This window comes from Micromonospora sp. NBC_01699, assembly GCF_036250065.1.
Lineage (GTDB): Bacteria > Actinomycetota > Actinomycetes > Mycobacteriales > Micromonosporaceae > Micromonospora_G.
In genome coordinates, this window is record NZ_CP109199.1 from 850,727 (window position 1) to 868,357 (window position 17,631).

A 17,631-nucleotide genomic window follows, 5' to 3' on the forward strand; every position below is an offset into this window, starting at 1 on the left:
GCCAATTCCGTGGACTTACGGAGGACCAGTTGACCACCCCGGAGACGCTCGTCGAACTCGACCGGGGCCGACCCGGCCTCACCGGCCAGCTCACCGTCGCGCTCCGGGAGGCGATCGTGCAGGGACGGCTCGCCCCGGGCACCCGGCTGCCGTCCAGTCGCGGGCTCGCCGCCGACCTGCGGCTGTCCCGGGGCGTGGTGGTCGAGGCGTACGAGCAGTTGGTGGCCGAGGGGCGACTGGTCGCCCGGCCCGGAGCGGGCACCCTGGTCGCGCCCGACACCGGGGTCTCGCGTAGCCGTCGGCGCACACCCGACGCCCCGGTGGCCGCCCCCACCGGGATCGGCCCGACGACAAGACCGAGCCTGACCGGGACCGGGATCGGGCCGGCGACCCGAACGAGCCCGACCGGGAACGCGTTCCGGTCCGGGGTGCCGGACCTGGCGATGTTCCCCCGCGTCCAGTGGCGGCGGGCGTACGAGCGGGCGCTGAGCCGGGCCCGCGACGCCGACCTCGACTACGGCGACCCGGCCGGCGCACCCCGGCTGCGTGCCGAACTCGCGAACTATCTCGGCCGGGTCCGGGCGGCCCGGGTCGACCCGGCCGACCTGGTGATCACCACCGGCGCGGCCCAGGCGTTCTCGCTGATCGCGACCGTGCTGCGGAGCCGGGGCGCGACCGAGGTCGGGATCGAGGATCCGGGCAGCGCCGGCATCCGGGGTCACCTTGAGGCGCAGGGGCTGCGGTTGGTGCCGGTGCCGGTCGACGCCGAAGGGTTGGACGTCGAGGCGCTGTGGCGTACCGGGCTGCCGGCGGTGCTGACCACGCCGGCACACCAGTATCCGACCGGCGTGGTGCTCGCCCCGCGCCGCCGGGCCGCCCTGCTCGCCTGGGCCCGGCAGACCGGCGGTCTGGTGGTCGAGGACGACTACGACGCCGAGTTCCGGTACGACCGCGATCCGGTCGGCTGCCTACAGGGCCTCGCCCCGGAGCTGGTGGCCCACGTCGGCTCGGCCAGCAAGGCACTCGCCCCCGCGCTGCGGCTCGGCTGGCTCGCCGTACCGCAGGGTTGGCGGACGGCGGTGGTCGCGGCCAAGTTCGCGGCCGACGTCGGCGGGCCGGTGTTGGAGCAGCTCGCCTTCGCCGAGCTGCTGGCCAGTGGTGGCTACGACCGACACCTGCGCCGCTGTCGGCAGGCGCACCGGCAGCGGCGGGACGCGCTGACCGAGGCCCTGCGCCGGTACCTGCCGGAGGCCCGGATCTCCGGTGTCGCGGCCGGACTGCACCTGGTGGTGGAGCTGCCTGACGGCATCGACGACGAGCGGTTGGCCGACGCGGCGCAGCGGGTCGGCCTGGCACCGGTGCCGCTGTCCCGGCTCCGGCTGGCACCCGGTGGCCCGCCCGGACTGGTGCTCGGTTACGCCGCCAACCCGCCCGCCGAACTGACCCGCGCGGTACGCACCCTGGCCGGCCTCGTTTCCCCACCGCTGACCGTGCCGCCGGCCGGGGACACGCCCGTGCCGATCCGTCCGCCGCGCGCCGCCGGTCCCGGTACTCGCTAGATTCTTCCCATGTCGTCTTTCGTCCCCATCGCCGAACGCATCGTCGACGCGCTGCTGGAGAGCAGTCCCCCGCTGGCGTCCTCGGTCGGCGACCACCGCTTCGACCACCGGTTGCCGGACCTGTCCGACGACGGGGTGACGGCCCGGTCGGCGATGCTGCGGGATGCCGCCGGTGCCCTGTCCCAGGTGGACGACGTCGCGCTCGATCCGGCCGAGCAGGTCGACCACAGCCTGCTCGCCGCCCTGGTCGACCGGGAACTGTTCGAGCTGTCCGAGCTGCGTACGCACGAGTGGAACCCGTCGCGGCACAATCCGGGCCCGCTGCTGCACGCGCTGATCGCCCGCCCGTACGCGCCGGTGGAGGTTCGGCTGGCGAGTCTCGCCGGGCGGCTCGCTGACGTACCGGATGCGCTTGCCACCGCTCGGGTCACGCTGCGGGACATGCCCCGGATCCACGCCGAGACCGCCGCCGGGCAGTTCGACGGCACGGCGGCGCTGGTCCGTGACGAGCTGCCCGCGCTGCTCGCCGAGGCGCCGGGGATGCGGGACGCGGTCGAACCGGTCGCCCGGGACGCGATCCGGGCGCTGGGCGGGTTCGCCGACTGGCTCCGGGCGGGCCTGCGCGACGACGCCGGACCGGGGCGGGACCCGCGGCTCGGCCGCCGCCGCTTCGAGGCACGGCTGTGGCACACCCTGGACACCGAACTGTCCGCCGCGCAGGTCTTCGCCCGCGCCGAGGCGAACCTGGAGCGGGTCACCGACGAGATCCGGGAGGCGGCGGCCGAGCTGGTCGGTGGTCCGGCCACCGACGAGACCGTACGCCGGGCGCTGGACCGGCTCGGTGCCGAGCACCCGGACAACGGCTCGATCGTGGGGCTGGCCCGTACGACGCTGACCGAGACGACCGATTTCGTCCGCGCCCACGACCTGGTGTCGCTGGTCGACGACCTGTGTGTGATCCAGGAGATGCCAGAGTTCGCCCGTGGGGTGGCGGTGGCCTACTGCGACCCGCCGGGCCCGCTGGAGACCGCCGAGGTGCCGACGTTCTACTGCATCGCGCCGACCCCGGCGGACTGGTCGGCGCAGCGGGTCGAGTCGTTCTACCGCGAGTACAACGATCACATGATCCGCAACCTGACGGTGCACGAGGCGATGCCCGGTCACTTTCTCCAGTTGGCGCACTCGCGCCGATACCGGGGTAGCACCCGGGTCCGCGCGCTCGGGCACTCCGGCCCGTTCGTCGAGGGCTGGGCGGTGTACGCCGAGGAGATGATGGCCGATCTCGGCTTCGGTGGCCTGCCGATCCGGTTGCAGCAGCTCAAGATGCAGCTCCGGATGACCATCAACGCCCTGCTGGACCAGTTGGTGCACTGTGACGAGCTGCCCGAGTCCGAGGGCATGGCGCTGATGACCGGGCGGGGCTTCCAGGAGGAGGGGGAGGCGGCCGGCAAGTGGCGCCGGGCACTGCTCACCTCGACCCAGCTGTCGACGTACTTCGTCGGCTACAGCGAGGTCGCCGAGATCGCCGCCGCCCGTCCGGTCGGGCCGTCCGTACGGCAGTGGCACGACGCGATGCTCGCGCACGGCTCGCCGCCGCCCCGCCACCTGCGTACGCTGCTCGATCCCCTGGGGTGAGTTTCGGCGGTCGGCGCGAGGCAATGACGTCAGTCAATGTATTTGCTTGATGATCGCATAGTGATGAATCGAGGTTCCGTCGCCCGACCGAGATATGGAGACTTGTCTCGGTCGATGTCTGGCCGGAAAGTGGCCGACGCGGAGGGAGACGGATGTGCGAGACACGAACGACCACCGGCCGATGAGCCGACGCGACGTCATGTGGGGTGCCGCCGCCGTGAGCGGTGCCGTGGCGGCGGCGGCCCTCGCAGGACCGTTGGTCGCCTCGTCCGACGCGGTGGCGAACCCCGACCCGGGTCCGGGCGCCCCCGAGGCCCCCGGAGCCGCCAACGCGGCCCCCGCCGCCGCGGCGCCGCCACGGGTCACCGGTATCGGCGACTGGTTGGGCTCACTGGTCCAGGTGGCCACGGTCGCCGCCAACGTGCTCCCGCTCATGATCGCCGCACGGGAGGGTGACGCCTCGGTCGACCCGTACGACGCCGGAGCCGTCCAGTTCGAGGTGATCACCGTCGGCAACAGCACCGACCTGTACGCCCACAACACCTCCGACACCGACGCCGGGCTGCTCTACACGACGACCAGGTCCGCGCCGGACTCGAACCTGAGCGTGTACCAGCCGCTGCCCTCGAACAACGCGTACAAGTGCGAGCCGGACCTGCTGGAGTTCGCCGACGGGGACCTGTCGCTGGCACCGACCCCGGTCTCCACCCAACTGGGCCCGCTCACCCGGGCGCTCTCCTTCGCCGTACGCGGGCTGACCATCGCCGCGGGAGTCAGCGTGGTGGGCGGGGTCTCGGTGTCGATCCAGAAGGGGTCCAGCCCCGGCACCTTCAACGCCGTCGTCACCACCACCGGCCCGGCCAAGCCGTTGAACATACGGGTCGAGGCGACCGGAGTGGACGGCAACGTCGTACGGGCCGAATGGAGCGGCGGCGGCACGGGCCCGACGTCGTCGCCGACCCCGACGGCGTCGCACAGCGCGGTACCGGCGAGCGCGGGACCGACGGACACCATCACGATCCCGCTGTCGCCCGGGGTGAACCTCGACCCGGTGATCCAGCTGCTCAACCTCAACCTCGACATCGACGCGGCCGGACTGGACGCGGTCACCGCGGACCGCCGCGCCCGCACCATCAGGATCTGACCGGACCCGACGGATCAGGCCGGGGGCCGTACGCGGACGTACTCGATCAACCAGCGGGAGATCGAGTACGTCGGCGGCAGGGCCTCCGGCAGCGCGTCGAGCGGGAACCAGCGTGCCTCGGTCAGCTCGTGGCCGTCCACCACCGGCTCCGCCGCCGGATCCGCCGCGTACGCGGTGAACCCGGTCAGCACCACGCCCGGACCGGACATCGCCCACGGCTGGCTGCCGAAGTAGGTCAGCCGGTCGACCCGGAGCCCGACCTCCTCGGCGACCTCCCGCTGCACCGCCTGCTCCAACGTCTCGCCCGCCTCGACGAAACCGGCGACCAGCGCCCACGACTCGGTCAACCCGTACGAGTGCCGGACCAGCAGCAGTTGCTCCGCCGTACCGGGCGGACCGGGGCGGCGGATGACGACCAGGACCGCCGGGGAGAGTTGCATCGGGACGTACAGCTTGCAGGCGGGGCAGCGCCGGGCGGTCTCGCCGGGCACGTCGGTCAGCTCCGCCGTGCAGGCGCCGCAGTAACGGTGCGTACGCCGCCAGGTGACCACTTGCAGGGCCCGGCCGGCCAGGGCGGCGAGCGGCTCGGCCAGGCCGGCGGCCAGTTCCCGCCAGCCGAGCCAGTTGCCGAGCCGTTCGTCGGTCGTGTCCCGGGCGGCGGCCCAGACGGGTGCGCCGTCCAGGGTGCCGAGCGGGATCGGGGCGGAGTCGGCGGGCACCTCGGCGATCCGGGGGAAGCCACCGTCGGCGCCGACCAGCAGCTTGCCGTCGGCCACCACCAGGCACAGGTCGGCCGGGTCGGCCGGTACGTCGGCCGCCGCACCGGGGACGAACTCCGGCCGGGTCACCACCGAATCGCCGTTCACTGTGCGTACGGGCGGTGGTCGGGCCGACCGGCCTGCGGCGACCGGGCCGCGGCGGTCGGGCGCGCGGTGCTGGCGGGCGGTCCGGCGGTGGCGCGACAGTCGGCGAACATGCCCGTCAGCCTTGTCGATCAGGGTGACCCCCGTAAACCCCGGCCCGAATGGTGGGGTGGAGAATCGGGTGATCTCCGGCAGATCGTCGCCCGGTTGGTGGAGGCCATCCCCGTCCGGCGACCACGGCCCGTTACGCTGCCTTCGGAACGCTTCCGCCGCACCGTCGCGGCCCGAGAGCACCAGTTGACACTCATCACGAGGAGCGACACAGTGGCCACCATCGAGGGAATCGTCGCCCGAGAGATTCTCGACTCGCGCGGCAACCCGACCGTCGAGGTCGAGATCGGGCTGGACGACGGTACGACCGCCCGCGCGGCGGTGCCGTCCGGCGCCTCCACCGGCGCGTTCGAGGCGATCGAGCTGCGCGACGGCGACGCCGACCGGTACCAGGGCAAGGGTGTCGAGACCGCCGTCGCCAACATCGAGGACCGGATCGTCGACCAGTTGGTCGGCTACGAGGCCAGCGAGCAGCGGCTGATCGACCAGAAGATGCTCGACATCGACGGCACCGCCGACAAGTCCGGTCTCGGCGCGAACGCGATCCTGGGCGTCTCGCTGGCGGTGGCGAAGGCCGCGGCGACCAGCGCCGAGCTGAGCCTGTTCCGCTACATCGGCGGCCCGAACGCGCACCTGCTGCCGGTGCCGATGATGAACATCCTCAACGGGGGTGCGCACGCCGACTCCAACGTCGACGTGCAGGAATTCATGATCGCCCCGATCGGTGCGCCGACCTTCCGCGAGGCGCTGCGCTCCGGTGCCGAGGTCTACCACGCGCTCAAGTCGGTGTTGAAGAAGCGGGGCCTGTCCACCGGCCTCGGCGACGAGGGCGGCTTCGCCCCCAACCTGCCGACCAACGCCGCCGCCCTGGACCTGATCGCCGAGGCGGTCGAGAAGGCCGGCTACCGGCTGGGCCGGGACATCGTGTTCGCGCTAGACGTGGCCGCGACCGAGTTCTTCTCCGACGGTGTCTACACCTTCGAGCAGACCGCCAAGACCGCCGACGAGATGTCGGCCTACTACACCAAGCTCGCCGACGAGTACCCGATCGTGTCGATCGAGGACCCGCTCGCCGAGGACGACTGGTCCGGCTGGGCCAGCCTCACCGCCGCCATCGGCGACCGGGTGCAGATCGTCGGTGACGACCTGTTCGTCACCAACCCGCAGCGGATCGCGCGCGGTATCGCCGAGAGTTCGGCCAACGCCGTACTGGTGAAGGTGAACCAGATCGGTTCGCTGACCGAGACCCTGGACGCGGTCGACCTGGCGCACCGGGCCGGGTTCCGCTGCATGATGAGCCACCGGTCCGGCGAGACCGAGGACACCACCATCGCCGACCTGGCGGTGGCCACCGGCTGCGGCCAGATCAAGACCGGTGCGCCGGCCCGCTCCGACCGGGTGGCGAAGTACAACCAGCTGCTGCGGATCGAGGAGGAGCTGGCCGACGCGGCGCGCTACGCCGGAGCCGGTGCGTTCCCGCGTTACCGTTCTGCCTAGTTTCCCTATCGGCCTCGGGGAGGGGGTGCGTCCACGTGACGGCTCGTCGCATACCCAGCGGCCAGCGGCCCGCCCGGCGGCCGGGGCAACCCGGTCGTGGCGGCGGGACCCGTGGCACCGGCCGGGAGTCCTCGGCCCGGCTGCCCTCGCGCGGCATCTCCACCCGTACCCCTCGGGGCACGGACTCCCCACGGTCGGCCACCCGTCCGGCGGCGGCGCGACGCGCCGCCGCCGCGGGTGCGACCAAGCGCACCTCCGCCCCCCAGCCGCGCCGGTTCACCGGCCGGGCGACGGCCCTGTTCGCGGTGTTCGTCGCGCTCGCGCTCGCGTACACCTACCCGGTCCGGGTCTACCTGGGACAGCAGGCGGACATCGCCCGGATGGAGGCCGAACAGCAGGCCCAGCGGGAGCACATCGGTGAGCTGTCCCAGCAGGCGGAGCTGTGGCAGGACCCGGCCTTCATCACCACGAAGGCCAAGGAACGGTTCTTCATGGTCCGGCCCGGTGAGCGGCTGCTGGTGATCCTCACCGATCCCGAGGGCGCCGCCCGCGAGGCCGGCGACGCCGCCGCGCCGGCACCGAAACCGGCGGAGCCCTGGTACGACACGCTCTGGTCCAGTGTCCGGGCCGCCAACGAGGAAGGTCCAGCACGTTGACCGTCGTACCCCCGCAGCGGCCGGCGGCCGGTCTGGTTCCCCCGCCCGCCCGCGAACCCGCCACCGAGCAGGACCTGGCCGCGGTGGGCGCGCAACTCGGCCGTACGCCGCGCGGCACCCGAGCGGTCGCGCACCGCTGCCCGTGCGGGCGCCCGGACGTGGTGGAGACGACGCCCCGGCTCGCCGACGGAACCCCGTTCCCCACCCTGTTCTACCTGACCTGCCCGCGCGCGGTCGGCGCGTGCAGTCGGCTGGAGTCGGCCGGGGTGATGAAGGAGATGGCCGACCGGCTGGCCGAGGACCCGGAGCTGGCGGCGCGTTACCGGGCCGCGCACGAGGACTACCTGACCCGGCGGGACGCGATCGGCGCGGTGCCGGAGATCGACGGCATCTCCGCCGGCGGCATGCCGGGCCGGGTGAAGTGCCTGCACGTGCACCTCGGTCACGCCCTGGCCAGCGGCCCCGGCGTCAACCCGTTCGGTGACGAGACGCTCGAACTGATCGAGCCCTGGTGGCTCGGCGGCTCGTGCGTGGACGTGCCTTGACCACGGATCCTGTCGTCCGGCGGGCGCGGACCGCCGACATCCGCGGCATCCGCGAGCTGATCGACACCTACAGTCCCGGCGGGCGGCTGCTCAGCAAGGCCACGGTCACCCTGTACGAGCACGTGCAGGAGTTCTGGGTGGCGGTCCGCCCCGACGACGGCGCGGTGGTCGGGTGCGGGGCACTGCACGTGATGTGGGAGGACCTGGCCGAGATCCGTACGGTGGCGGTCCACCCCGACTGCCGGGGCCTGAAGATCGGGCACCGGATCGTCGCGGAGCTGCTGGCGGGTGCGCGGGAGCTGGGCGTGACCCGGGTGTTCTGCCTGACCTTCGAGACCGGCTTCTTCGGCTCGTTCGGTTTCGTCGAGATCGACGGGGCGCCGGTGCCGCAGGCCGTGTACGAGCAACTGCTGCGCTCGTACGACGAGGGTGTGGCCGAGTTCCTCGGGTTGGAGCGGGTCAAACCGAACACCCTGGGCAACGTACGGATGCTGCTGCGCCTCTGACGTAGGGTGGCTGCCGTGACGACCAGAGTGGCGGCGATCGACTGCGGTACCAACTCCATCCGGCTGCTCGTGGCCGATCTGCCGGATCCGGCGGCCGGTCCGACGGCGTCGCTTACGGACGTGAGTCGCCGGATGGAGATCGTCCGGTTGGGGCAGGGCGTGGACCGGACCGGTCGGCTCGCTCCGGAGGCGATCGAACGTACCCGGCTGGCCCTGGCCGGTTACGCGGCCGAGCTGACCGACCTGGGCGTGACCCGGGTACGGATGTGCGCCACCTCCGCCTCCCGCGACGCGAGCAACGCCGACGAGTTCCGGGCGATGGTCCGTGACACTCTCGGCGTGCCCCCCGAGGTGGTCACCGGCGACGAGGAGGCCCGGCTCTCGTTCACCGGCGCCGTACGCGGCCTGCCGGCCGACGCCCGGTCGCCGATCCTGGTGGTGGACATCGGCGGCGGCTCCACCGAGTTCGTCGTCGGCGAGCGCGGCCCGGCGGGCGGCAACGGCGGCCTGGCGACGGGGGAGTCGGTCCGGGCGGCGATCTCGGTCGACATCGGCTGTGTCCGGATGACCGAGCGGCACCTGCACGACGATCCGCCGACGCAGGCACAGGTCGCGGCGGCCGAGGCGGACATCGCCGCTGCCGTGGACCGGGCACTGGAGGCGGTGCCGGGTCGGGAGGCGGGCACCCTGATCGGCCTGGCCGGTTCGGTGACCACGGTGGTGGCGATCTCGCTCGGGCTCGACTCGTACCAGCCGGAGCGGATCCACCACGCCCGGGTGTCGTACGACGAGGTGGCGAGGGTGACCGGGGACCTGTTGTGCCGGTCGTCGGCCCAGCGGATGGAGTACCCGGTGATGCACCCCGGCCGGGCGGACGTGATCGGGGCGGGTGCGCTGGTGCTCCGTGTGATCATGGAGCGGGCCGGCATGCCCTCGGTCGTGACCAGCGAACACGACATCCTCGACGGCATCGCCTACAGCCTCGTGCCGGTCGCGGACTAGCGGGTCGCCCAGGCCGGGGGCGGTATGATTTCCATATGGTCACCACGGTCAATCTCCCGGACGAGCTGCACGAGCGGCTCAAACAACTCGCCGAGCAGGAGCACCGGTCGATGAACGCCACCATCGTCGTGGCGGTGGAGGAATACATCACGGCGCACAGCCGACGCGCCCGCGTACGGGATCTCGCGGGAGAGGTTGCCGAACGCGACGCCGAACTGCTGCGCCGGCTGGCCGAGTGACCGAGTATCTGGAGGTCGACGACCTCGTCGAGATCGCCTCCATCGTGCTGGGCGGGACGCCGCAGGTCCGTGACTTCGGTCTGCTGTCGTCGGCGGTCGTGCGCCCGGCCACCGTCGTGTTCGGCCACGAGGCGTACCCCGATCCGTGGAGCAAGGTCGGCGCGCTGCTGCACTCGGTCTGCATGAACCACGCACTGGTCGACGGGAACAAGCGTCTCGCCTGGGCGGCCGCACGGGTGTTTCTGGCCCTCAACGGGATCCGGATCCAGGATGTCGACGTGGATCAGGCCGAAGCGTTGGTGATGTCCGTGGCGCGCGGTGAGCTGACCGAGGTTTCCGCCATCGCCCACGAGCTTCGCAAGCTCTACCTCTGAGTCCCTGTCCCGGCCAGCCGGGACAGGACTGCCTGCAACGCTGTTGACGGTACTGCGCAATGCGCACTAGTGTGCTTCGCGTGGACACTACCCAGCTGCTCAAAGGCGTGCTGGATCTCGCGGTCCTGGCCGTCCTGAAGGAAGAGGACGGCTACGGCTACGACATCATGCGTCGTCTGCGTACCGCCGGTCTGGACGAGATCGGGGACGCCTCCGTCTACGGCACCCTGCGCCGGCTGTTCCAGGCCGGACTGCTCACCACCTACGTGGTGCCCAGCGAATCGGGACCGCACCGCAAGTACTACGCCCTCAACACCGCCGGGCGGGACCAGTTGGACCGGTCCGGCAAGGTGTGGCGGGCCTTCGCGTCCACCATGGACCAGCTTCTCGACGAACGGGGGCGTACGGCATGACCGCGCGCAACGAGGAGGGTGTCACCCAGCGAAGCGAGGACGGCATGACCGAGCACGAGATCACCGACTACGTGGCGCGGGTCCGGCTGGCCCTGGCCGACCTGCCCCCGACCGACCGGGACGAACTCCTCGAAGACCTGCCCGAACATCTCGCCGAGGTGGCCGCCGAGGACGCCGGGGCGCTCGTCGACCGGCTCGGCACCCCGGAGGCGTACGCGGCCGAACTGCGTACGGCCGCCGGGCTGCGGCCCGCGGATCCCTCGCCCGGCGACCGGCGGGTGGCCACCGCGGTGCACCGGCTGCGCGCCCGGCTGCGGGTCGTCGACGCCCGGGTCGGACCCGTGATCGGGTACGCCAAGGCCAGCGACTTCCTCCGGCTGCTCGCTCCGGCCTGGTGGGTGCTGCGCGGCTACCTGGTGGCCATGTTCGTCACGGTCATGCTCACCGGTCGCGGCTACGGACTGCTGCCCCGGCTCGGCGGCAACGACCTCGCCGCGGTGCTGCTGCTCGGTCTCTGCGTGGTCGGCTCGATCTGGCTCGGCCGGCGTACGGCACCGTTGCTGGGCTGGCGGCGGCACCTGACGAACCTCGCCACGGTGGCGCTGGTGCTGTTCGGTCTGGTCGGGTTCGCCGACATCGACCGACGGGGAGCGCAGAACGTCTACTACACCCCGTCCTACAACGAGGATCCGTACTCCGGCGTACAGGACGTCTACGTCTATGACGCACAGGGCCGGTTGGTCGAGGGCGTACGACTGTTCGACCAGGACGGTCGGCCGATCCGGCTCGGACACCCGTGGTGCACGCCGGAGGAGCAGTTCCCCGGTGCGCGGGCCGAGGTGGTACGGGATCCGCTGCGCCAGCCGTACCCGTACTGCCCGGAGGGTGCGCCGTTCCGGGTCTCGGACGTTCCGGTTCCCGGCGGTACCGCGCCGCCGCCCGTGCCGGCGGTCACGCCGACGCCACCGCCGGTGGCGGTAACGCCGACACCGGCGCCGACCGGGGCGGTCGTCCCGGCCACCCCGTCGGTGGTACCGAGCGCGGGCGGAACGGGCGGCAATACCGGCTGAAAGGTGGAGGGAACCGGGGCAGCGAATGTCGGGGGCGATGGATACCGTATTCCCCGCACTTGATCAATTGGTGCGGATCGACATACCCCCTGTCTCGAAAGGACTGTCAGTGACGGACCAGGCACCCCCGCCGCCCGTAGCCCCGGCATCGCCCCCGCCGGGAGCGTCGTGGCCGCCGCCGGTCGACGCCGGCGCACCTGTGCCGGTTCCCCCCGCGCCGGCCAAGAAGAGCCCGATCAAGAAGATCGTCAGCGTGCTGGTGGTCATCGTGGTGGCGGTCGCGGTGAAATTCGGCGTCGGCGCCGTGCTCGGCGGCGAGGAGGACAAGGCCGCCGAGGCGAAGGTCGGCGACTGTCTCGCCGCGCTGCCCGAGGTGGCCCAGGGCGAGGAGAAGGACGCCCCGAACGCGAAGGTGGTCGAGTGCACCTCGACCGAGGCCGCGTACAACGTCGTCGGCCGGATCGACAACCAGACCGAGGCACAGGCGAAGGCCACCACGGACTGCGAGCAGTACGCCGCCGAGGGCGAGGAGTACTCCATCTACTACGCCATCCCCGCCGGTGGCACCGGGTACGTGCTCTGCCTCAAGCCGAAGGCGGCCTGAGCGGGTACGGATCTAGCCGTTGGAGGCATCCCGTAGGCGGGAGTCGGACAGACTCGACCCACGGGTGACGGACGGAGCGGACGGCGGGGTGGACGTCTACCGATACGGGAGGCGTACGCCACGCCGTCTTCCCCGCTGACGGTCAGGCATGGCAGGCTACCCGCACGCAACGGAACGATAACTGTGCGACCAGCCAATGATGACTGACCGACAGGAGGCCGGCCGATGGGCGAAAAGGTGACCTACCAGAGCAATGGTGGGACCAGCGAGGGATACCTGGCCCTACCCGCGAGCGGTGCGGCCGGCCCGGCTGTCATCGTGATCCAGGAATGGTGGGGCCTGGTCCCACACATCACCGCCGTCGCCGACCGGTTCGCCGAGGCCGGCTTCGTCGCGCTCGCCCCCGACCTCTACCACGGCGCCTCCACCACCGAGCCGGACCAGGCCCAGCGGTTGCTGATGGGCCTGGCGATGGACCAGGCCGGTCGGGACATCGCCGGTGCCGCCGACTACCTCGCCGACCGCCCGGAGGTCACCGGCCAGGTGGGTGCGGTCGGCTTCTGCGCCGGCGGCAGTCTCGCCCTCTGGTCCGCGACGATCTCCCCGCGGATCGTCGCCGCGGTCGGTTTCTACCCGGCCCTGCCGTGGGAGCGGATGCGCCCGGAGTGGTCCGGTTACGCCGGCAAGGCCGCCATCATCCACTGCTCCGAAGAGGACGGCACCTCGGCCGGCGACGGCGTACAGGCCGCCCAGCGGGCGATCAAGGAAGCCGGCGGCGAGTGCTCGCTGCACGACTACCCGGGCACCCGGCACGCGTTCTTCAACGACGACCGGCCGGAGGTCTTCGACCGGCAGGCGGCAGCCAGCGCCTGGGCCCGTACGCTCGAATTCTTCCGGGGCCGGCTTGGCTGAGCCCCGTACCGCAGGTCAGGTCCTCGCCCGCGCCGCGCGGGCGGGTGACCTGCCCGACCTCGACGGCGCCATCGCCGACTGCTTCGCCTGCCCGCGCCTGGTCGCCTGGCGCGAGGAGGTCGCCACGGTGCGCCGGGCGGCGTTCCGGGACCAGGAGTACTGGGGTCGGCCGGTGCCGGGCTACGGCGTCGCCGACGCCCGGATCGCCATCCTCGGCCTGGCCCCGGCCGCGCACGGCGGCAACCGCACCGGACGGATCTTCACCGGCGACCGGTCCGGCGACGTGCTGTTCGCCGCGATGCACCGGGCCGGGCTGGCCAACCAACCGACCAGCGTCGCGGCCGACGACGGGCTGAGCCTGCGGCACACCCGGATCTTCGCCGCGGTCCGGTGCGCGCCGCCGGACAACAAGCCCACCCCGGTCGAACGGGACAACTGCGCACCCTGGCTGCACCGGGAAGTGGAGTTGATCAGACCGACGCTGCGCGTCGTGGTCGCCCTGGGTGCCTTCGCCTGGGCCGCGTGGTGGCCGGTGCTCCACCAGGTGTACGGCGTCCGCCCGCCCAGTCCGCGTCCCGGCTTCGGGCATGGGGCACACTGGTCCGGCGGAACCGGTCCGGAGTTGCTGGGCTCCTACCACGTCAGCCAGCAAAACACCTTCACCGGACGGTTGACACCAGCGATGCTGGACGAGATATTCACCCGGGCCAAGGGTCTGGCCGGGTTGGACTGAGACATCGGCGAGAAGTTCGGGGGCGGTAAGCGGGATGGCCAGTTCCGCTCTGCGCAGATGGTGGCCGCTGGCGGCGGTGGCACTGCTGCTCGCCCTCGCCGCGCTGTCGACCGCCCAGTCGTCGCTGCGCATCGACCGGCTGGAGCAGGCCGAGGAGGCCCCGCCCCCCGACATCATCATCCCCGAGTACGAGCAGCCGACCGAACCCCCGATCGAACTCGCCCCGGCCGCGCCGTGGACGGTTCCCGGCTGGTTGATCAACGGCGCGATCGGCCTCGCCGCCCTCGCCCTGCTGGCGCTGATCGTCGTGCTGGCCCGGCGGCTGCTCCGCGACCTGGCCCGGCGGCGGCGCGCGAAGATGCCGGCCGGAGCCGGCCAGGCGTCTGCCGCGCAGACCGCCGAGGCGGTGGTCGCCGCGCTCGACGCCGGACTGGTCGACCTCTCCGACTCCGACACCGACCCACGGAGCGCGGTGATCGCCTGCTGGGTGCGGCTGGAACAGGCGGCGGCCGCCGCCGGCATGCCCCGACGGGTCGGCGACACCCCGACCGACCTGGTAACCCGCCTGCTCCGGGACGGCACCGGAGTCGTCAGCGCCGAGGTGCTGGCCGCGTTCGCCCAGGTCTACCGGGAGGCCAGGTACGCCACCCGCAGCGTGGACGAGCGGATGCGGACCCAGGCCCGGTCCGCGCTCCAGCGGCTGCGTACGGAACTGACCGCCGGGGTGGTGTCGTGAGCGAACGTACCGCCAGCATCGACGACCTGCTCGGCAGTGGTGACCCGCTCGGCCACGAGGAGGAACCGGAGGCGTCGCCCCGCAGGCGGCGGTTCCGGCCGGGCCGGTGGCTCTGGACCGGGCTCACCGCAGCCGGGTTCACCGCCGTGACGGTGGTCGCACTCCGGATCTTCGAGCTCGGGATCTCCGTACCGGCTGCCTACGCGGCCTGGCTGGCCCTGCTGCTGCTGCACCGGGCCACCGGGCAGGTGAAGGCGCCGGCCCGGCGTACGGCCCAGCCGCTGCGCTCGTCCGCCACCGAGGACGGGATGTACAACTTCGGTGCCCTGGACTCCCTGCGCGGTGTGGTCGACCGGTGGGAGAACAGGCTGATCTGGTCCCAGGCCGAAACCGGCCGGTACGCCAAGGGCGTGCACCCGGACCTCGGTGACCTGGTCGACGAGCGGCTGCGCCAGCGGCACGGACTGACCCGGGCCAGCGACCCGGCGCGGGCCCGGAGCCTGCTCGGCGAACAGGTGTGGAAGTTCCTCGACAGCCCCCCGAAGCGGACGCCCGCACCGCGTGACCTCGCGGTGATCGTCGCTCAATTGGAGAAGCTATGAACGACGCGGACCAGGTCCAGACCACGCCCATCTTCGAGGTGGCCCGACTGGCCCGGGCGGTGCTGGACCAGGTCTGCACCGTGGTGGTCGGCAAGCGGGACTCGCTGGAACTGGTACTGGCCGGCATCCTGGCCGGCGGTCACGTACTGCTGGAGGACCTGCCGGGGCTGGGCAAGACGCTGACCGCGCGGTCGTTCGCGCAGGCGCTCGGGCTGGACTTCCGCCGGTTGCAGTTCACCCCGGACCTGCTGCCCGCCGACGTCACCGGCTCCTTCCTGTACGACCAGCGCAGCGCCGACTTCACCTTCCGGGCCGGCCCGGTCTTCACCAACCTGCTGCTCGCCGACGAGATCAACCGGACCCCGCCGAAGACCCAGTCCGCGCTGCTGGAGGCGATGCAGGAGAAGCAGGTGTCGGTCGAGGGCGTCACGTACCGGCTCGACCCGCCGTTCCACGTGCTGGCCACCGCCAACCCGATCGAGTACGAGGGCACGTACCCGCTGCCCGAGGCACAGCTCGACCGGTTCCTGCTCCGGGTCTCGTTCGGCTACCCGACCCGCGAGGAGGAGGGCGAGGTGCTCCGCCGCCGGATGTCCCGCCGCCAGGAGGAGGCCGAACTGGCCCCGGTGGTCGACGCCGCGCGGTTGCGCGAGATGCAGGCCGCCCTGGAGGACGTGGTGGTGGAGGACTCGGTCGGCCGCTACATCGTCGAGCTCACCGCGGCCACCCGCGAGCACGCGTCGGTGCTGGTCGGGGCCTCGCCGCGTGGCTCGCTCGCGCTGCTGCTGCTGGCTCGGGCGAAGGCCGCGCTCGCCGGCCGGGACTACGTCATCCCGGAGGACGTCAAGGAGGTGGCGGCACCCGCGCTCGCGCACCGGATCACCCTGCGCCCGGAGATGTGGCTGCGCCGGGTCGACCCGTCCTTCGTCGTCCACGAGGTGCTGGACCGGACCCCGGCTCCGGCCAGCGGCGCGCTGCCCAGTTACGCCGCCGGAGCACGCGCGGTATGACCAGCAGCCCCGGGCCACTGCGGGCCGCCGTACCGCAGCCGCGTCGCCGTCCGGCGGTCGGTGAGCAGCGGGCGGAGCCCGTACCGCAGTGGTGGACGCCGACCCGGGCGCTCGGCCGGGCGGTGCTGCTCACCGGCCTGCTGCTGCTGGCCGCGGTGCTGTTCGGCCGGGTCGACCTGGTCGTGCTCGCCGCGCCGTTCGCGCTCGGCACCGCGTACGCGCTGCGTCGCCGGCCCACCGAGGCACCGCGGATCGCGGTCGGGGCGCAGGACGGGGCGCTGGTCGAGGGGAGCGACATCACCGGCGCGGTGACCGTCGGCAACCCGGATCTCGTCGGTTACGACCTGGCCTTGGTCCGGACCAGGGTCTCGCCCTGGTTCAAGCTCACCGAGGTCGGCTTCGCCGGTCCGGCCGGGGTGGACCGGCCGCTCGCGCTCACCGTGTCAGCGGGTGAGGCGGTCGACCTGGAACTGCGCGGCGAGGCGCTGCGCTGGGGCCGGCACCCGCTCGGACCGGCCGGTATCCGGGCGGTCGCCTGCGCCGGTCTGCTGGCCAGCCGACCGGTGCTGATCGACCCGCACCCGGTGCCGATCTATCCGAAGACCGAGCCGTTCGACGCCGACGAGGCGATGCCGAGGGCCGCCGGACTGGTCGGCGGGCACCGCTCCCGCCGGCCCGGCGAGGGCGGCGAGTTGGCCGGCGTACGCATCTTCGGCCCCGGTGACCGGCTGCGTCGGATCGACTGGCGGGTGTCGCTGCGGGCCCGGCAACTGCACGTGGCGGCCACCCTCTCCGACCGGGACGCCGAGGTGGTGCTCCTGCTCGACGTGCTCGCCGAGGCCGGCCGCTCCGGCGGCGTACGCGGTTCCGCCTCGGTGCTGGACACCACCGTCCGGGCCGCCGCCGCTATCGCCGAGCACTACCTGCACCGGGGCGACCGGGTCTCGCTGCTGGAGTACGGTCCGGCCGCCCGCCGGCTCCGTCCCGCCACCGGCCGGCGGCAGTACCTGATCGCGTTGGAGTGGCTGCTCGACGTCACCGCCGCGAACTCCGAGCACGAACCGTACGACCAGGTCTTCGGGCCGCAGCTGCTCTCCTCGAACGCGCTGGTGGTGGTGCTCACCCCGCTGGTCGACCCCCGCTCGGCGGCGATGCTGGCCCGGCTGGCCCGGTCCGGCCGGTTCGTCGTCGCGGTGGACACCCTGCCCGAGAAGACCGACCCGCCCCGGCGCGGCCAGTGGACCGAGGTGGCGCACCGGCTGTGGCGGCTGGACCGGGAGAACACCGTCGGCCAGTTGCGTGAGCACGGCGTACCGGTGGTGGCCTGGGCCGGCGCGGGCAGCCTCGACCTGGTCCTGCGGGACGTGGCCCGCCTCGCCTCCGCACCCCGGGCGGTCGGCCGATGAGCACGCCCGTACGC

The 17,631-nt window shown here is 72.6% G+C and carries 20 protein-coding genes; 19 read left to right on the forward strand and 1 reads right to left on the reverse strand.

What is annotated here, in order from left to right:
* The first annotated feature begins 29 nt into the window (after positions 1 to 29).
* From pdxR to OG792_RS03880, 3 genes are all read left to right on the forward strand, one after another.
* Positions 30 to 1,559 (forward strand): MocR-like pyridoxine biosynthesis transcription factor PdxR, encoded by a 1,530-nt coding sequence (pdxR, locus tag OG792_RS03870; RefSeq protein WP_329107383.1) that lies wholly within the window; start codon positions 30 to 32, stop codon positions 1,557 to 1,559.
* Between the two features lie 9 nt (positions 1,560 to 1,568).
* Complete coding sequence (locus OG792_RS03875; protein WP_329107385.1) at positions 1,569 to 3,194, forward strand: DUF885 domain-containing protein; 1,626 nt, start codon at positions 1,569 to 1,571, stop codon at positions 3,192 to 3,194.
* Positions 3,195 to 3,348: 154 nt separating this feature from the next.
* Complete coding sequence (locus tag OG792_RS03880) at positions 3,349 to 4,338, forward strand: hypothetical protein (RefSeq protein WP_329107387.1); 990 nt, start codon at positions 3,349 to 3,351, stop codon at positions 4,336 to 4,338.
* Positions 4,339 to 4,352: 14 nt separating this feature from the next.
* On the opposite strand, the gene nudC is transcribed toward OG792_RS03880, so the two are convergent.
* The gene (gene nudC, locus OG792_RS03885) at positions 4,353 to 5,204 is read right to left on the reverse strand and encodes an NAD(+) diphosphatase (RefSeq protein ID WP_329107389.1); all 852 of its coding nucleotides are present in this window, start codon (positions 5,202 to 5,204) and stop codon (positions 4,353 to 4,355) included.
* Between the two features lie 321 nt (positions 5,205 to 5,525).
* Here nudC and eno point away from each other — a divergent pair, with 321 nt between their 5' ends.
* The 16 genes from eno to OG792_RS03965 all read left to right on the forward strand — a co-directional run bounded on the left by eno (position 5,526) and on the right by OG792_RS03965 (position 17,617).
* Positions 5,526 to 6,809, forward strand: coding sequence for a phosphopyruvate hydratase (gene eno, locus OG792_RS03890; RefSeq protein WP_329107391.1), 1,284 nt, complete (start codon positions 5,526 to 5,528; stop codon positions 6,807 to 6,809).
* A gap of 35 nt (positions 6,810 to 6,844) precedes the next feature.
* Positions 6,845 to 7,465, forward strand: coding sequence for an FtsB family cell division protein (locus tag OG792_RS03895; protein ID WP_329107393.1), 621 nt, complete (start codon positions 6,845 to 6,847; stop codon positions 7,463 to 7,465).
* Positions 7,462 to 8,010 (forward strand): DUF501 domain-containing protein, encoded by a 549-nt coding sequence (locus OG792_RS03900; protein ID WP_329107395.1) that lies wholly within the window; start codon positions 7,462 to 7,464, stop codon positions 8,008 to 8,010. The genes OG792_RS03895 and OG792_RS03900 overlap by 4 nt, the downstream gene beginning before the upstream one ends.
* Positions 8,007 to 8,516: an amino-acid N-acetyltransferase gene (locus tag OG792_RS03905; protein WP_329107397.1), complete on the forward strand. Its 510-nt coding sequence runs from the start codon at positions 8,007 to 8,009 to the stop codon at positions 8,514 to 8,516. The genes OG792_RS03900 and OG792_RS03905 overlap by 4 nt, the downstream gene beginning before the upstream one ends.
* Before the next feature lie 27 nt (positions 8,517 to 8,543).
* Positions 8,544 to 9,518: a Ppx/GppA phosphatase family protein gene (locus tag OG792_RS03910; protein ID WP_329111105.1), complete on the forward strand. Its 975-nt coding sequence runs from the start codon at positions 8,544 to 8,546 to the stop codon at positions 9,516 to 9,518.
* A gap of 35 nt (positions 9,519 to 9,553) precedes the next feature.
* Positions 9,554 to 9,757 carry a FitA-like ribbon-helix-helix domain-containing protein gene (locus OG792_RS03915; protein WP_329107400.1) on the forward strand — a complete coding sequence of 68 codons (204 nt, stop codon included), beginning with the start codon at positions 9,554 to 9,556 and terminating at the stop codon, positions 9,755 to 9,757.
* Positions 9,754 to 10,131, forward strand: coding sequence for a type II toxin-antitoxin system death-on-curing family toxin (locus OG792_RS03920; protein ID WP_329107402.1), 378 nt, complete (start codon positions 9,754 to 9,756; stop codon positions 10,129 to 10,131). The genes OG792_RS03915 and OG792_RS03920 overlap by 4 nt, the downstream gene beginning before the upstream one ends.
* Positions 10,132 to 10,211: 80 nt before the next feature.
* Complete coding sequence (locus OG792_RS03925; RefSeq protein WP_329107404.1) at positions 10,212 to 10,544, forward strand: PadR family transcriptional regulator; 333 nt, start codon at positions 10,212 to 10,214, stop codon at positions 10,542 to 10,544.
* A complete protein-coding gene (locus OG792_RS03930; RefSeq protein WP_329107406.1) occupies positions 10,541 to 11,614 on the forward strand; it encodes an HAAS signaling domain-containing protein in 1,074 nt (357 codons plus the stop codon). The genes OG792_RS03925 and OG792_RS03930 overlap by 4 nt, the downstream gene beginning before the upstream one ends.
* Positions 11,615 to 11,813: 199 nt before the next feature.
* Positions 11,814 to 12,218, forward strand: coding sequence for an LppU/SCO3897 family protein (locus OG792_RS03935; protein WP_329107409.1), 405 nt, complete (start codon positions 11,814 to 11,816; stop codon positions 12,216 to 12,218).
* Between the two features lie 225 nt (positions 12,219 to 12,443).
* A complete protein-coding gene (locus tag OG792_RS03940) occupies positions 12,444 to 13,130 on the forward strand; it encodes a dienelactone hydrolase family protein (protein ID WP_329107411.1) in 687 nt (228 codons plus the stop codon).
* The gene (locus tag OG792_RS03945; protein ID WP_329107413.1) at positions 13,123 to 13,863 is read left to right on the forward strand and encodes a uracil-DNA glycosylase; all 741 of its coding nucleotides are present in this window, start codon (positions 13,123 to 13,125) and stop codon (positions 13,861 to 13,863) included. Before OG792_RS03940 ends, OG792_RS03945 begins: the two co-directional genes overlap by 8 nt.
* 34 nt (positions 13,864 to 13,897) lie before the next feature.
* The gene (locus OG792_RS03950; RefSeq protein ID WP_329107415.1) at positions 13,898 to 14,599 is read left to right on the forward strand and encodes a DUF4129 domain-containing protein; all 702 of its coding nucleotides are present in this window, start codon (positions 13,898 to 13,900) and stop codon (positions 14,597 to 14,599) included.
* Positions 14,596 to 15,201: a hypothetical protein gene (locus OG792_RS03955; RefSeq protein WP_329107417.1), complete on the forward strand. Its 606-nt coding sequence runs from the start codon at positions 14,596 to 14,598 to the stop codon at positions 15,199 to 15,201. The genes OG792_RS03950 and OG792_RS03955 overlap by 4 nt, the downstream gene beginning before the upstream one ends.
* Entirely contained in the window at positions 15,198 to 16,211 is a 1,014-nt protein-coding gene (locus OG792_RS03960) for an AAA family ATPase (protein WP_329107418.1), read from the forward strand. Before OG792_RS03955 ends, OG792_RS03960 begins: the two co-directional genes overlap by 4 nt.
* Entirely contained in the window at positions 16,208 to 17,617 is a 1,410-nt protein-coding gene (locus OG792_RS03965; RefSeq protein WP_329107420.1) for a DUF58 domain-containing protein, read from the forward strand. The genes OG792_RS03960 and OG792_RS03965 overlap by 4 nt, the downstream gene beginning before the upstream one ends.
* The last annotated feature ends 14 nt before the right edge of the window (positions 17,618 to 17,631 follow it).

Excerpts from the sequence above, each read along its gene's own strand:
- OG792_RS03875 (WP_329107385.1), top strand. The coding sequence starts at position 1,569 with ATGTCGTCTTTCGTCCCCATCGCCGAACGCATCGTCGACGCGCTGCTG.
- OG792_RS03915 (WP_329107400.1), top strand. The coding sequence starts at position 9,554 with ATGGTCACCACGGTCAATCTCCCGGACGAGCTGCACGAGCGGCTCAAA.
- OG792_RS03930 (WP_329107406.1), top strand. The coding sequence starts at position 10,541 with ATGACCGCGCGCAACGAGGAGGGTGTCACCCAGCGAAGCGAGGACGGC.
- OG792_RS03940 (WP_329107411.1), top strand. The coding sequence starts at position 12,444 with ATGGGCGAAAAGGTGACCTACCAGAGCAATGGTGGGACCAGCGAGGGA.
- OG792_RS03950 (WP_329107415.1), top strand. The coding sequence starts at position 13,898 with ATGGCCAGTTCCGCTCTGCGCAGATGGTGGCCGCTGGCGGCGGTGGCA.
- OG792_RS03960 (WP_329107418.1), top strand. The coding sequence starts at position 15,198 with ATGAACGACGCGGACCAGGTCCAGACCACGCCCATCTTCGAGGTGGCC.
- OG792_RS03965 (WP_329107420.1), top strand. The coding sequence starts at position 16,208 with ATGACCAGCAGCCCCGGGCCACTGCGGGCCGCCGTACCGCAGCCGCGT.